This window comes from Dyadobacter subterraneus, from assembly GCF_015221875.1.
In the GTDB taxonomy this organism is placed as follows: Bacteria; Bacteroidota; Bacteroidia; order Cytophagales; family Spirosomataceae; genus Dyadobacter; species Dyadobacter subterraneus.
In genome coordinates this window covers 1436657-1452228 of the sequence record NZ_JACYGY010000001.1, presented here as the reverse complement: position 1 = coordinate 1452228, position 15572 = coordinate 1436657, and the positions used below count along the sequence as shown (strand labels likewise).

At 40.5% G+C, this 15572-nt stretch carries 8 protein-coding genes; 2 read left to right on the top strand and 6 right to left on the bottom strand.

Annotated features, from left to right (window positions below; genetic code table 11):
* Nucleotides 1-123: 123 nt before the first annotated feature.
* The 4 genes from IEE83_RS06055 to IEE83_RS06040 all read right to left on the bottom strand — a co-directional run bounded on the left by IEE83_RS06055 (nucleotide 124) and on the right by IEE83_RS06040 (nucleotide 7230).
* A complete protein-coding gene (locus tag IEE83_RS06055) occupies nucleotides 124-1740 on the bottom strand; it encodes a RagB/SusD family nutrient uptake outer membrane protein (RefSeq protein WP_194119720.1) in 1617 nt (538 codons plus the stop codon).
* 17 nt (nucleotides 1741-1757) lie between these two features.
* Nucleotides 1758-5111, bottom strand: a complete 3354-nt coding sequence (locus IEE83_RS06050) for a TonB-dependent receptor (protein ID WP_228101692.1) — start codon at nucleotides 5109-5111, stop codon at nucleotides 1758-1760.
* 180 nt (nucleotides 5112-5291) lie between these two features.
* Nucleotides 5292-6485 (bottom strand): FecR family protein, encoded by a 1194-nt coding sequence (locus tag IEE83_RS06045; RefSeq protein ID WP_194119719.1) that lies wholly within the window; start codon nucleotides 6483-6485, stop codon nucleotides 5292-5294.
* Nucleotides 6486-6633: 148 nt separating this feature from the next.
* On the bottom strand, nucleotides 6634-7230 hold the full coding sequence (locus IEE83_RS06040; RefSeq protein WP_194119718.1) for an RNA polymerase sigma factor: 597 nt from the start codon (nucleotides 7228-7230) through the stop codon (nucleotides 6634-6636).
* Nucleotides 7231-7524: 294 nt separating this feature from the next.
* Here IEE83_RS06040 and IEE83_RS06035 point away from each other — a divergent pair, with 294 nt between their 5' ends.
* Both IEE83_RS06035 and IEE83_RS32855 read left to right on the top strand, forming a co-directional pair.
* Nucleotides 7525-8691: an alpha/beta hydrolase gene (locus IEE83_RS06035; RefSeq protein ID WP_194119717.1), complete on the top strand. Its 1167-nt coding sequence runs from the start codon at nucleotides 7525-7527 to the stop codon at nucleotides 8689-8691.
* Nucleotides 8692-8916: 225 nt separating this feature from the next.
* The gene (locus IEE83_RS32855) at nucleotides 8917-12477 is read left to right on the top strand and encodes a PAS domain-containing protein (RefSeq protein WP_228101691.1); all 3561 of its coding nucleotides are present in this window, start codon (nucleotides 8917-8919) and stop codon (nucleotides 12475-12477) included.
* A gap of 33 nt (nucleotides 12478-12510) precedes the next feature.
* Here IEE83_RS32855 and IEE83_RS06015 read toward each other — a convergent pair whose 3' ends face one another.
* Both IEE83_RS06015 and IEE83_RS06010 read right to left on the bottom strand, forming a co-directional pair.
* On the bottom strand, nucleotides 12511-13419 hold the full coding sequence (locus IEE83_RS06015) for an AraC family transcriptional regulator (protein WP_194119716.1): 909 nt from the start codon (nucleotides 13417-13419) through the stop codon (nucleotides 12511-12513).
* A 182-nt stretch (nucleotides 13420-13601) separates the two neighbouring features.
* Nucleotides 13602-15551, bottom strand: coding sequence for a sigma 54-interacting response regulator (locus IEE83_RS06010; RefSeq protein WP_194119714.1), 1950 nt, complete (start codon nucleotides 15549-15551; stop codon nucleotides 13602-13604).
* Between the last annotated feature and the right edge of the window lie 21 nt (nucleotides 15552-15572).

Here is a 15572-nt window from a genome sequence, read left to right as displayed (position 1 = left end):
AAAATGTGATGAATATTTTCAGTTATCCTAAACTGATACTGAACAAAAATTGGTCGTAATAACCTTTGATAATGGGAGAAGTGTAAATGTTCCGCCCCATTTCCGGGACGGAACATACAGAAATTAATAACCTGGATTTTGAGTTAATGCAGGATTTAACTGCAATGCCACGCGAGGAATTGGAAATATTCTGTGATTAACATCAGAATCAGTTTTGAAACCCCATTTTCCTTCATATTTTCCAAAACGGATCATGTCATTTCTTCGCCATCCTTCCCAGGCAAATTCCCGGGCTCTTTCGCTATAAATAAATTCCAGATCAACGGATGATAAAGCCGGCGCAGTCGTTCTTTCCGCTCTTAACTGATTCACCAACGTCAATGGCGTTTGTCCTAAGGTAGCCGAGCCGCCTCTCAAAATTGCCTCAGCTTTCATCAAAACAATGTCAGAATAACGGAAAATTGGTATATCGTTATTTTGATTTCTGTTCAGAGATGTGGCATCCGGGAAAAACTTAATGTTACGGTAACCCATATGCCATGCAATTTCATCATTGCCTGCATCAAATGCTGAAACACTTTGTCTGAGTGTAACGGCCGGCGTCAGATTAACCTGATAAGTATACGGTGCAGACGGGCTGCTACCAGTGTAAAACTGATCATACCCAATGTTGGTTGTTGTAACGGTCACGGGTGTTACTCCGTCGCTCATAAATTGCAGACCAGTAAGCCATTGCCCATTCCGAACGTCATTAACGTCATTGAAGTTGGCATAAAATTCAGGTAGGGTACTGGCAGCACCGGCAGGCGTAAATGGCAGACTGAATTTTTTAACTTCACTTCTTGGCACATCGTAACGAGATCTGTTATTTACAGATCTGAATGGAAATGTGTTCGTCATGGCAGGATCGTAAGGAATCGCAAAAATGAACTCTTTCATTTGTGGACCATTCGTCGGATAGAACATTTTCAGATAACTGCTCTTTGGTTCCAGTGCAAACAGACCAGAATTCATGATTTGATCACAAGCAGCGATACAATCCTCATACCGTTTTGTTCCGGTATAATATTCAGCATTCAGGTACATTTTAGCCAATAAAGCATTGGCCATCCACTTATTCGGACGACCATAGGTTGTTACCCCTGAAACATCGCTTAAATACGGAAGAGCATTTTTAATTTCCTTTTCAATAAAAGTAAAAACCTGAGCGCGCGGCGTATTTCCACGAGGAGTAAAATCACCGTAAAGCGTGTCAAGGGGCACATTTCCGTAGTTATCCATCATCATGAAATAAGAAAATGCTCTTACCATTTTCATTTCTGATATACCCGTTTGTTTGGCTGCACCTTCCGGCATTTTTGCTGAAAGAATAGAAATCGTCTGATTTGCTACACCGATAATGGTTGACAACCATGTCCAGTTACCGTTGATATAGCTGTTGTCGGGTGTCCAGTTATGGTAATGGAATGTCTGGTTTTGTCCGCCATCATACCAGTTCCCTCCTCTTGCAGGCATAATTCCTTCATCAGTTGTATAGGATTGCTGCTGAAAATATTCTGCACCGAAATTACCTCTAAGCGCAACGTACGCAGGTCCCGAAGCAGAAATATATTGTTCAGCAGTTGTTGGAAAAACATCGGTGGTAAGTTCGGTCGTTACCGGTACTTCCAGGTCATGACATGAAGCCAATGCACCAACCAGAAAAACTGATGACAGTATTTTAATATATGATTTTTTCATGATCGTAAATGTTAGCATTAAATGGAAATATTAACACCGAATAAGAATGTCCGGGTTTTAGGATAGAAATTGTTGTAATCCACCCCTGGTGCTATACCACCCTGATTAATTTCCGGATCAACTCCCTTGTACTTTGTGATGACAAAAAGATTGTTCATCGAAGTATATACGCGAAGGTTCTTGACAAATGGCCCTAATTTCCGGAAGGTATATCCAAGCGTAGCATTGTCGAACCGGACAAAACTGCCGCTTTCAATAAAACGTGAGGAATAAGCGTAAGCGTTAATATCCTTAACAGATTCATCAGCTGCATCTGCCAGAATATTTGTGTATTGTGCCGTATTTGGTCTGAACAAATCTGCCCGGGTTGCATTGAAAATTTTATTTCCAAAGGCACCTCTTATAAATACATTCAAATCAAGATTACCATATTTAAAATTGTTATTCCATCCCATCAATAACTTAGGCTGAGAACTTCCAATGTAGTGATAATCCTTACCAACAATCGGCGTGGTTGTCAAGCTACCATCAGCAGCAACAAATTGAGAAACGCCATTGTCATTTTTACCTGCATATAAGAAAGAGAAGAATTGACCGATTGGCTTACCTGCTTTCAAAATCTGCAATGAACGTCCTGATTGTCCTCCACCTTCTGGTCTTGACAGAAGAACTGAGTCACCGCCTGCAAATAATGGATTTGACAAACTTGTGATCAGGTTTCGGTTGTGGGCAAGGTTAATTCCTGACGTCCATTTCAACTTGCTTTTGTTAATAATGTTGGCAGAAAGATTGAATTCAATTCCTTTGTTATTAACACTTCCACCATTCGCTACGATGCTTCCAGATGGAACCAGAATTGGATCAACTGTGTAGGAATAAATCATACCCGTTGTGTTTTTGTCGTACACTTCGATGGAACCGTTTATCTTGTTGCCCCATAATCCAAAGTCCAGACCGATATTAGCTGTTGCTGTTTTTTCCCATTTCAGGTTAGGATTTTCAGATTTTGTGGGGCCATAAGCTCCCGTAAGTGTACCGTTGTAATAGTAGGTTCCTAAACTTCCTGAAATAAACTGGGCCGTATAAGCATTGAAGCCCGTAGCATTTCCTGTTACACCATAACTCGCTCTCAATTTCAATTCACTCAACAAAGATTGGTTTTCCATGAAAGTTTCCTGAGAAATCCTCCATGCAGCACCAACAGACGGGAAATATCCCCACTGGTTGTTTTTGCCAAATACAGAACTTCCATCTCTGCGGATCGATCCCTGCAGCATGTATTTGCCTTTGTAATTATAATTGAATCGGGCAAAATCAGAAATCAACTGCGTTTCCTGGTAAATCCCATCTGGGCCCAAACTGATTTGATAACCAGATATCCCATAAGGATTACTTAATGCAAGGTTATTGTAGCTGATATTGTCAACCGGCAAATTGCTGGTTGTCACCTGAAAACCTTCACCGATTTTATTATTCTGCCAGGAATATCCGATTACCGCATTAAGGGAATGATTTCCAAATTCTTTATTCCAGGTCAAATAAGTTTCCAGAATTTTGTTTGTACTCTGGTAAGAACTTCTGTTTGCCTGTCCGTTTTTACCAAATGCCTGAACAGAGTGAAAAGCCACACCAGGATCCGGATTGTCGTACATATTATTGTAATTGTTCGTAAAGTACTTATTGTAGTAAGACCCCTGTAAAGTAGTCGTATTAATATAAGAAAGATCAACATTGTAAGTCAGACCAAAAGGCAGTTCAATCTGGGTTTTAAAACTACCGATCAGATTGTTCGATTTGGTGTTGGTCTCACTATTCTTCATCATCGCCACCGGATTGTAGTAGTTGGTATTTTGGAAATTTTCAAAATAACTGCCATCCGCGTTTGTAACAGGTGATACCGGAAGATATTGAGCAGATTGCAACAAAACAGTGTTACGATAAGGAATATCATCTGCACTGCTGTGAGAGTTTGTCACTGCCATGCTGAATTTCAATTTATCTTTCAAAGCAAATTGTTCAACCGCCAGCCTTCCAATCACGCGCTGCAAAGAACTATTTAACAAAATCCCGTCTTTTTTAACAAAGTTTAAGCTTGCACTATATGTCGTGTGTTCACCACCTCCGTTAAAGGACAGGTTATGATTTGTTGAAACAGCAGTTTTTTTCTGAATTGCAGATTGCCAATCCGTTGAAGCGCCTTTGTCATCAGCCGGCGAAAACCCTACGCCATTTTTTTCTAAAAAAGACCTCAGCTGATCCGCAGTCATCATATCCAGCTTATTTGATACCTTTTCGATACCAACATAAGAGCTGTAAGCGATTTGCATTTCTCCTCTTTTTCCTTTTTTTGTTGTAACCATAATGACGCCGTTTGCCGCTCTGTTACCATAAATGGCCGTTGCAGCCGCATCTTTCAAAACATCGATCGAAGCAATATCATCGGGAGCAATTGTAGAAATATCAGCTCCTGGAACTCCGTCAATTACATAAAAAGGTCCCTGGGCACTGTTTACAGTAGACGCTCCACGCATAACCACTGCCGCAGGTTTGTTTGGATCACCACTGGCAGTAATATTCAAACCCGGAACTTTGCCTTGCAAAAGCTGTCCAACATCTGTAATTGCACCTTTATTCATCTCTTCCCCCTTCACAGTTGAAACTGCGCTGCTAAGCGTTTTGCGCGATTGCGTACCGTATCCAATTACCGCAACCTCACCTAACGTAGTATTGCTTTCAACCAATGAAACCGAAATATTACTTTGTTTTCCAATAAGAACTTCTTTCGTAGTAAACCCGATATAGGAGAAAACCAAAACATCTGTGTCCGTTGCGTTAACTGTAAAATTGCCCTCGGTATCAGTTGTTGTACCTAGTTTGCTTGCCTTTACAATTACTGTAACCCCAATTAGTGGCTTACCATCCGAGCCAAGAACCTGACCTTTGATTATTTCAAGTTGCTTTACCGGCGTAACATTCTTTATCAGCTTTTTCGGCTGCAACACAACCGTCTGATCTACAATCGAATATTCAAAAGGCTGATTTTTTAAACATTTGGCTAACGCCTCTTCCAGACTGCTATCCTTGATAGAAAGTGTAACTTTTTCCGACTTTTGCATCAGCTCGGTTTTGTACCAGAACGAGTAACCGCTTTGCTTCTCGATATTCCTTAATACTTTTTCCAAAGAAGCATTTTGTGCCACAAGCGTAATTTTCTGGGCTGAGCTGCTGGCGCTTACCTGCATACAAATAGCCAGCGAAAAAATAAAGATCAGTTTCATAACCAAAATGATTCTGGTTGGTAGGAAGCGGGCATACCTGTCGCCTGTATACGACGGTCCCTGCCTCTTTTGGATAAAAGAGTTGTGATTCATACTTTTGTTCTTGGGTTGGTACTAAACGGTTTGAGATAATTGTTAAGTAATGCTGACTCATTTGAGAAGCGGGAGCGGTCGCAACGTTCCCGTTCTTTTTTTGCTTAATTAAAGCCTGTAAGTCAACACCAGTTTTCCTATAAATGTAAAGGTGTCTAATTTATCATAGGCTGATCCGGGTTATGGTGTTACAATGATTGATTTTCCTTCAATTCTGAATTTTACGCCGCTGAGTGATAATATTTTCAAGACCTTGGAAACATTTGCATTTCTTGGTAAACGACCGGTAAAATGTTCCCGGCTTGCATTGCCTTCATAGGCAATATCCACATCATACCAGCGCGAAACCTGCCGCATAATACTTTCCAGATTATCATCTTCAAACTGAAAATATCCGGTTTTCCAGGCCATTTCCTTATCCGTATCCACATGATCCAAAACTCTGATATTTTCAGATGAACTGGTCAGACGCGCCTGTTGACCGGGTGCCAGCATGGCGGATTTGCCTGACCTGCTTATTTTTACAGATCCTTCCATAAGCGTGGTTTTCATTACTTTTTCATCTGCATAAGCCATCACGTTGAAATGCGTTCCAAGCACGGCCACTTCTGTTTCGCCCGTTTTTACTATGAAAGGCATTTTGGTATTATGCGCCACTTCGAAATAAACTTCTCCTGTAATTTCGACACGGCGCTCCTTACCAATAAATGCAGTTGGAAATCTTAAACTTGAAGCCGCATTAAGCCAAACTTTTGAACCATCCGGTAAAACAATGTGGTATTGTCCGCCTTTCGGCGTTGTGACGGTATTAAAAACTACCGCTTCGGCAGCTGTATTATTTGATTTGTAAATTAATTGGCCAGTTCCTGATTTTGTAATATTTGTATTCCCCTGGCTTGCCAGATTTCCGTTTCCAGCGCTATCCAGAATAATATTTGATCCGTCGCCTAATGTTAGGATTGCTTTATTTCCTCCCGGAGGAAGATCCGCGACCAGCGTTGAAGGAATATTTTTCATCGCCATTTTATTCTTTTCCCTGATGCCAGACCACCAGTAAATACCAATCGCCATGATTAAAGCAGCCGCGACAGCGATTTTTGCCCAAAGTTGTCTTGAAGAAATATCAGCCTCTTGACTGTATTCATATGCTATGGTTGCTTCCTTTTCAGGAAAAATAGTATTTAGAATTCTGTCCGAACTGTGTTCCGGCATTTTTATTTCAGTGTCAAAATTATCCCAGGCATTTTCCAGAATCAGAGATAACTGGTCATCCGGATTTTCTTTGATCCAAAGAGCAAGCTCCTGTTTTTCAGCTTCGCTGCAAGCGTTTCTGAAAAACTTCTCTGTCAGAAAATTGATCCTGTTCCAATGCATAAAATATATCCCAAACTTAGCATGTACTAATTTTTTATTTGGAATAACTCATATTGATTAATTAAAAAATAAGTCAATATCAGGTATCACCAAATAAAAGACAATTGGGAGAAAGCAAGGGACTAGTCAGGGAAGAAAAAAAATGAAATTATTTTTTGACGGAGATTATAGCAGCAACCAATAACATCGTATCTGCATGTTTACGAAGCTGCGTACGAATCGTCGACATGGCCTGCACAATGTGATTTTTTACTGTATTTGGAGATATTTTGAGCAGGTTTGCGATTTCGTCATGTGACCTTCCCTCTTCTCTGCTCAGATGATATGCTGCTTTTTGTTGCGGAGGAAGTTTTTCCAGAATATCACCTAGAATTTTTTCTACTTCTTTCAAAGCTACTTTTTCCTGAATATCGTTATGTCCAACCGGGTTCTGGTGAAAAATCTCGGCCATGATCAGCGTTTCATGAGCCATTCTTTTGAAATGGTTGATGACCTGATTCTTTGACATTCTGAAAAGATAACTTCCAAAATTATCAATCGTATCCAGCAAAACATGATCATTCCACAGCTTCAAGAAAACATCCTGAACGATATCTTCCGCAAGCATTTCCGATTCAGTCAGTCTCAAAACATAAGCGTATAACTTATTTTTATACATATGAAAAAGTGTTGTAAATGCTCCCTGATCAGCCTGGGAAGCAAGTACGAGCAATTCTTTTTCGTTATGTAAAGTCTGGATCAGCACAATCGGTTACATTTAAAATAAAACCTAATAAAATTCAGAAGAATCAATATTTTATTTCGTAAACAATACAAACATATTAATTAGTTATCAGAAAATACACCAATTACAGATTTATGTAAAAATTAAATTTTCTGCAAATTCATAAAATCCTGACTTTTATATATTCACTTGTCAGTGACAAAAATTGAATTTAAACATCATTACCTGTATCAAATTTTGGGCTTTTGATAAATCCATGTTCTGATTATTTGCGTAAGTGTATGGAAAAACACTTTCATCAAACTAAAAAGAATTATGAAATCAGTAACCGGAAAAACTAAAAATTACTTATTCCAAACGGCCAAATTATCCTTCGCTACGGCGTTTGGTGTAATTATTTTGACATCGTGCGGCGGCGGTTCAGACAAAGCATCTACATCGGATTCAACTGCTGTTAAAACAGAAAAAGATACCACTGCTGCCCTTGAAACCATAAAACCAACTGGTAAAGCGCCTGCCTGGGCTCCTGATATCAAACCCGAAATGCAGGCTGTGATTGAAAAACTGGAAAGTTTCAAAGACACTCCAATTCCAAAACTTACCGCACAGGAAGCGCGCAAAAATCATACACCAACAGACGCAGTGATGGCCTTGGTTAAGGAGCATAATATACCAATGCCTGCTCCTATGGTTGATACTGTGGGAAAAGATATTCCTGTAAAAGGTGGAAAAATCCATGCGAGAATTTATACGCCAAAAGGCGGGACTGCACCATACCCGGTTATCGTTTATTATCATGGCGGAGGATTTGTGATTGCTGATCTTGATGTTTATGATGCTTCTGCAAAGGGTTTGGCAGAACAAACAGGTGCTATTCTGGTGTCTGTTGCATACCGGTTGGCACCTGAACATAAATTCCCGACAGCACATAACGATGCCTACGAAGCTTATTTGTGGACGCTCAAAAATGCAGCTTCATGGAATGGCAATCCAAAAATGGTTGCTGTTGCAGGAGAAAGTGCCGGAGGAAATCTTGCAGCTAATGTAAGTATTATGGCCCGCGACAAAGGTGTTCAGATTCCCGTGCACCAACTTTTGGTATACCCTGTTGCAAATTCAGACATGAATGCGAAATCTTACCAGAAAAATGCGATGGCTAAACCTTTGGACAAGCCGATGATGGAGTGGTTTGTAAAAAATTACCTCAACAATATGGCAGAAGCCAAAGATCCAAGAATAAGTCTGGTAAACGCTAATCTGAAAGGATTGCCGTCTACCACCATTATCACGGATGAAATAGATCCTTTACAAAGTGAGGGCGAATTGCTTGCCGATAAATTAAAAGCAGCAGATGTTAAAGTGGATTCAAAAAATTATTCAGGTGTAACCCATGAATTTTTTGGTATGGCGATCATCGTTCCTCAGGCAAAAGAAGCCCAGGCTTATGCCGCGGATGAATTAAAAAAAGCGTTTAAAAAATAAGCCATCCTGAAAACGGATCGTATTTTTTCTATCACACAAAATGGTACTGCCGAAATCGGTGGTACCATTTTATTTATAAGCTATAAAAATCTGCCTCTGGAACAGATTTTATAAGAAAATGTTTCATTTGATTTATCCAAATTAAAGATAACCGGTGATTTTGGGTCTTCTAAAACCACGGTGTTTTTCCACAACTATATTCTTTACAATAATTTATTCTCATAAATGGACGGCCAGAATAAACCTTTTAGCCCGAATAGCAGCGTCGAAGTAGAAAGACTGGAAATGGCCCTTGAAGCCGCATCCGTTGGTACCTGGGAATTGGATTTAACCAATAATACTGTTCGTTGGTGCCATCGTACCAAGGATTTGTATGGATTCTCAGGCGATGACATTGTTCCTTATGATCACGTATTGTCCCTGATTTATCCGGATGATAAAAAACGGGTGGATGAAGGTGTAAGACTGGCCTTGGATGGTGCAATCAGAAAACCATATAACGTTGAGTTTCGTGTAACATCAAATATTGATGGACAAACAAGGTGGCTGCTTTGTAAAGGTTTGGCGCACTTTGACAAAAACGGAAAACCGGAAAGATTTCTGGGAACTGCGCAAAATGTTTCGCAGGACGTCCTAAACCGGCAGCTTCTACGTGAGAATGAAGAAAAAATAAGAACACTTGTGAATAACACGCCGGATGTTATAACACGTTGGGATAAAAATCTAAAACTGGTTTTTGCCAATTCTGCATTTGAAGACAAAACAGGATTTTCCATTGATTCATTACTTGGAAAAACCAGTTATGAAATAGGTCAGCCGGATTTCATTGCGAAACCTGATCTTTTGAAACATGTCCTGGAAACCGGAAAACAACAGGAGTATTACAACTCCCTCGGCACATCAAGCGGAGAAATCTTTTTTCATTCACGACTCATCCCGGAATTTAGTGAAAATGGCTCCGTGGAAAGCGTGCTGGTAATTGCCCGGGATATCACCGATGTGAAGCATAGTGAAAAACGCTTTCAAACCATGGTTGACCAATCCCCGATGGCAATAGGCTTGATGAGGGGAAGGGACATGGTTGTTGAAATAGGAAACGACAAAATTTTCGAACTCTGGGGGAAAGATAAATCCATCATTGGAAAACCCATCATCGACGCTTTGCCCGAGATCAAGGGCCAGGGCTTTATTGAACTGCTTCATAAAGTGTATGATACAGGAGAACCCTTTTTCGGAACTGGTGTTTTAGCGAAATTAATCAACAACGGAAAGGTTGAAGACAAGTATTTCGATTTTGTTTACACCCCGCTGCGCGATAGATCCAATGTAGTATCTGGTGTGATTGTGCTTGCAACCGAAGTTACGGCTCAGGTAATTGCAAAAAAAGAAGTTGAGTTAAGCGAAGCTAGATTCCGGTCCCTGGTTGAAGAAGCACCAGTTGCTACTTGCCTCATGGTCGGACGTGAATTAATCGTTGAAGTCGCTAATGAGAAGATGATTCAATATTGGGGTAAAGATACCGCCATACTTGGAAAACCATTAAAAGACGCCGTTCCTGAACTGATTGGACAGCCATTTCTTCAAATTCTGGACGATGTTTTTACAACCGGAAAAACATACGTTGGTAAAAGTGAGCCTGCTCAACTTAAAATAGATGGTAAAATAAACACTTATTATTTCGATTATACCTACAAGCCTTTAAGAAATGCGAAGGGAGAAATCTACGCTGTAATGGATATGGCTGTGGACGTTACCAGCGAAGTACTCGCCAGAAAAGCCCTAGAAGAAAGTGAAGCAAAATTACGATCAGTTATTGAAGCCGCACCTGCCGGTATGGTCGTCTTTACAGGTAAAGATATGATCGTAGAAATGCCTAATCAGGCATTCATTGATATCATTGGAAAGGGCCCCGATATTGCAGGAAAACCGCTTCGGGAGGTGATGCCTGAACTTCAAAACCAAGCGTTTCTCGAAATTCTTGACCAGGTTTTCACCACTGGGAAAATGTATAAAAGTGATGCAGCGCTGGTCAATATTGTAAAACATGGCGTTATGACACACAATTTGTACGATTTCACCTACACGCCCCTTTTTGATCAAAATGGGAAAGTTTTTGCAATTCTGGATGTAAGTGTGGATGTAACAGAATCTGTAAGGGCGCGGCAGCAACTGGAAGATAGTGAATTATTTTCCAGAAGTGTTATCGACAATTCTCCTATTGCAAAGTTCGTACTGGTTGGTGAAGAAATGAGGATTCGAACCGCTAATGAGGTCATGGTCAACATGGTAGGAAAAGATGAATCTATTCGTGGAAAAGTTGTTCTGGATGCCATTCCTGAACTTGCCAACACACCCACCATGGATAGACTTCTGCATGTTTTGCACACCGGAGAAGTTTTCCATCAACCAGAAGAAAAAATAGATCTTATCCGTTTTGGAAAACCTTATACCGGTTACTACAATCACATTTATAAGCCTTTAATTGACACAAAAGGAGAACGTTACGGCGTAATTGTAACGGCTACGGAAGTTACGGATCAGGTTCTGGCCAGGCAAAAACTGGAAGAAGCAGAAGAAGGTCTTCGGGACGCTGTTGATTTAGCAGAACTGGCGACCTGGCAACTTAACCCGGTAAACATGACGGTTAACTTCTCAGCACGTATGGCCAAATGGTTTGGATTTGATCAACAGCATGGGACTTTATTGGACGTAATAAATATTATTGATGAGAATGACAGATCAAGAGTTGAGGATAATATTAACAAAGCATTAAATGATTATCCTGATGGGTCTTATGTAGAAGAATATATTGTGACAAGCCGGAATAATGGCCAGCGCAGAATATTGCAGGCACGCGGAAGAGCATTTTTTGACGAGCAGGGAAAAGCATACCAGATGCGTGGGACAGCTCAGGATGTTACTGAGCAAAGGCTGCTGCAAATCGAGCTGGAACATCAGGTTCAGGAAAGAACTGCGGAACTGGAAGTTATCAATGAAGAGCTGGCTGCAATTAATGAAGAATATATGGCAACCAACGAGGAACTGGCAGAATCCAATTATCTGCTTACGCAGTCTAACCAGAATCTTCAGCAGTTCGCGTACATTGCTTCACATGATTTACAGGAGCCGTTACGTAAAATTCAGTCATTTGGAAATTTGCTAAGCAGCCGTTACAATAAGGATCTTGGCGAGGGAGTTCATCTGATCGAACGGATGCAGACTGCTGCAAATCGCATGTCTGTGCTGATCCATGACCTTTTAACATTTTCCAGAATTTCAACCAAACAGGATAATACAGAGACGGTTCCTCTTTCAAAAGTAGTGGATGCTGTGTTGTCAGATCTTGAATTGACAATTCAGGAAACCGGTGCGGTTATTACCGTAAATAAGCTTCCTGTGATCACCGGTGATGAATCCCAGCTTGGCCAGCTTTTCCTGAATCTGATCAGTAACGCGTTGAAATTTAAGCACCCAGATATCGCTCCGGTTATCAAAATAAGTTCAGACAGCATACCGTCCTACCAATTACCGGCCAACGTGAAACCCGCTAAATCAGCTTTAAGATATTACAGGATTGAAGTTGCAGACAATGGAATTGGTTTTGACCAAAAGTATGCCGACAGGATTTTTCAGGTTTTCCAGCGCCTGCACGGCAGAAGTGAATTTGCCGGAACGGGTATAGGACTGGCCATTTGTGAAAAAGTTGCTTCTAATCATGGAGGAGCGATTTCGGCAACCAGCCAGCCTGGAAACGGTGCAACATTTATCATTTATTTACCGGAGTAAGCTGCATGATTATATTAATTAAACAGCAGTTTGTCAAACTTGTTTTTGTTTAAAATCGGTAAAATTAAATCCGGAAATTTTTTTAAAAAATTTGCTGAAATAGGCAGTATCTTCAAAACCAAGATGATAGGCTGTTTCTTTGAGCGTCAGGTTTTTACAAATAATCAAACGCTTCGCTTCCAGAATAATACGCTGATGGATATTATGGCTTGCCGAATATCCGGAATCTTTTTTGACTCTCTCATTCAGATAATTTGGCGTCACTGAAAGCAAAGATGCAAAATCAGATACCCGGTGGTTGGTGGTATAGGTTTTTTCCAAAAGTGAAAAGAACTTTTTCGTCAGACCAGAACTTTGAGCTCCTGCTGGTGAAATAAAGGAAGTATCACGCTGCCGGGTGAGGTAGATAAGAAATATATGTAGAAATCCACGCAAAACATCATGTTGCATGAGGGAAATATTGGCCAGTTCCCGCTGCATGCTTTTTACGATTTCCAGCATCTCGATTTGCATATTGGTCTTAATGCGGACCATAGAAAAATCCAGATTCCAGCGCGAAGATTCGTCATAAGAAAAATTCCCGTTGATTGCGTCACGGCCCGTATACAGAAACTCTTTTTGAAACGAAAAGACAAAACCCCGGAGATGCTCATTTCCTTTGAGCTGATGCACTTTTCCCGGATTCAGACAAAAAACAAGGTTTTCAGAAATTTCATATTGCTCGGTATCAATAGCAAATTGGCCGCTTCCCTGCGTTATCCAAACAATTTCAAAATGATTATGCCGGTGCATAACGATATTGTCCAAATAATTTTTGCCTCTGCCGGCGTCAATAGGATGAATATCAAACAGAGTTTTATCCAGTGTAACCTGCGGTACTGACTTTAAATGATTTCCGGTTTTTGTATAATTCCGTCTGTTTAGAGAAATAGAAGTGATCATGGTATTTTATAAGTTTAGAGGTAAATCTTTCACTTATAAGACAAAGCATATACCATGAAATCAAATCACTGAATTTCAAATGTTTATGTAAAAATTAGTCTTATTTATAAACGATATATCGTCATCTTCCGAATAAAGCGACGATATAAAATTGTTTTTAGTTTAAAAAATTGAAGATTAAGCTAAGAAACAAATTCTCTCCTTATTCCAAGTTTTTTCATTTTTGAACCAAGTGTTGTTGGAGGAATATCCAGTATTTCAGCGGCTCCAAATGCTCCGCGAATTCGGCCGTTGCATTTTTTCAATACAGCTATGATATGGTCACGTTCATTTTCAAAAATGGTTTTCATCCGTCCATCCTCTTCCTGACTGGCCGGTTTTTTATTTTTGGACAAAGGCAGCGTAACTTCCTCAATCACAAATCCTTTGGTGAGCAATACGCTTCTTTCGATCAGGTTTTCGAGCTCCCTGATATTTCCCGGCCAGTCATAAGTCAGCAGGTTTTTCATAACACGATCAGAAACACCGGAAATCTTTCTTCCCGTTTTGCGACTGTAATAGCGTATAAAATGATTTACAAGCAAAGGAATGTCCTCTTTTCTCTCCGACAGCGATGGGAGTTGCAGTGGAAAAACATTTAAACGATAATATAAATCAAGTCGAAAACGCCCCTCGGCAACCTCTTTTTCCAGATTTCTGTTCGTAGCCGCAATCACTCTTATATTGACTTTGACCGTAGATTTTCCACCGATCCTTTCAATCTCTTTTTCCTGTAAAACACGCAAAAGCTTAACCTGCATTTCCAAAGGCATATCTCCTATTTCATCCAGAAAAATAGTACCGCCGTCGGCTTGCTCAAACCGGCCAATTCTCCTTTCCACTGCACCTGTAAAAGCACCTTTCTCATGGCCAAACAGCTCGGATTCAATTAAGTTAACGGGAAGAGCTGCGCAATTTACTTTGATAAAGGGCTTTCCTTTTCTTCCGGAAAGTGCATGAATACTGTCAGCAATCCGCTCTTTTCCGGTTCCGCTTTCGCCCGTTATTAATACCGATGTATCACCAGGTGCAACCTGATTTATCAGATCAAAAACATGAAGCAATAAATGACTTTGACCTACAATTCCATCAAAAATCCGGGTTGATTGACTTTGCATAGGCATTTCGGGAAGCGCAATATCGGCTTCTGAAGGCGGTACCATTTCAACTTTAAGCATATTTTGAATTGCTCTTGTCAAAATTGATTGCATCCGGTTGCAAAGCGCAGCATGCTCATCCGTATACGTATCATTTCTCCGGCTGTAAAACGATATAAAAAATATTTTTCCATCATCTGAAATTCCCGGCAACGGCAATGTCAAAACTGCATTCATATGGAACGTATCCGCAATGATTTTGCGCATAGTAGGTATGCTGCAAAGTTTCTTAAAAGGTGCACCGTTAAAAAAAGTTACCTCCGTACCGACAACCGTTTTTGCCTGCATGGAAACCAGTTCATCCTTTTTCAGATTCGCTACTACCTGCAAACCTTCAACGCCTGTAACCTGATATTCGTTAAAGCCGATTCTCAAAAAGAACAGGGCATTGTTTGGCATAAATTTCCCTTCACCGGAATAACCCGCCACCATATAATCAAACGGAATCAGTGGTTGCAATGCCTGTGCAACTTTCAACAATTTTTGCTCCCAGCCAGCCTTTTCACTGTGAATTGCTGTAAGTTGTTTTTGAAAAAAAGATTCCTTTCGAAGCTTCGATTCCAGACCATTTTCATGGTGATATTCAGCAATTTGAAGTGCCACCAGTAAGTCTTTTTCGCGAAAGGGTTTTACCAGAAATCCATTTGGGTGTGTTGCTTTCGCCGCGTTCAGCACCTCTTCATTAGAATTTGCTGAAAGATAAATAAAAGGGATATTGCTATCCCGAAGTTTTTCGGCCAGTTCAATACCAGTTCTTTTTCCGGTCAAAAATATGTCGAGCAAAACCATTGTCGGCTTTTCCGATTCCACTAGTTCTTCCGCCTGGTCCACAGACCTGGCGATGCCGCAAACACCGTAACCGGCCCTTTGCAACATCAACCGAAGATGATTTGCCTCGATAAACTGATCTTCAACAATGAGTATTTTCTGGTTCATTTCTTAGTCCAAAGTTAAGAG

Coding starts and splice junctions, on each gene's coding strand:
- IEE83_RS06055 (WP_194119720.1), bottom strand. CDS start 1,740: ATGAAAAAATCATATATTAAAATACTGTCATCAGTTTTTCTGGTTGGT.
- IEE83_RS06010 (WP_194119714.1), bottom strand. CDS start 15,551: ATGAACCAGAAAATACTCATTGTTGAAGATCAGTTTATCGAGGCAAAT.
- IEE83_RS06035 (WP_194119717.1), top strand. CDS start 7,525: ATGAAATCAGTAACCGGAAAAACTAAAAATTACTTATTCCAAACGGCC.
- IEE83_RS06015 (WP_194119716.1), bottom strand. CDS start 13,419: ATGATCACTTCTATTTCTCTAAACAGACGGAATTATACAAAAACCGGA.
- IEE83_RS06050 (WP_228101692.1), bottom strand. CDS start 5,111: ATGAATCACAACTCTTTTATCCAAAAGAGGCAGGGACCGTCGTATACA.
- IEE83_RS06045 (WP_194119719.1), bottom strand. CDS start 6,485: ATGCATTGGAACAGGATCAATTTTCTGACAGAGAAGTTTTTCAGAAAC.
- IEE83_RS32855 (WP_228101691.1), top strand. CDS start 8,917: ATGGACGGCCAGAATAAACCTTTTAGCCCGAATAGCAGCGTCGAAGTA.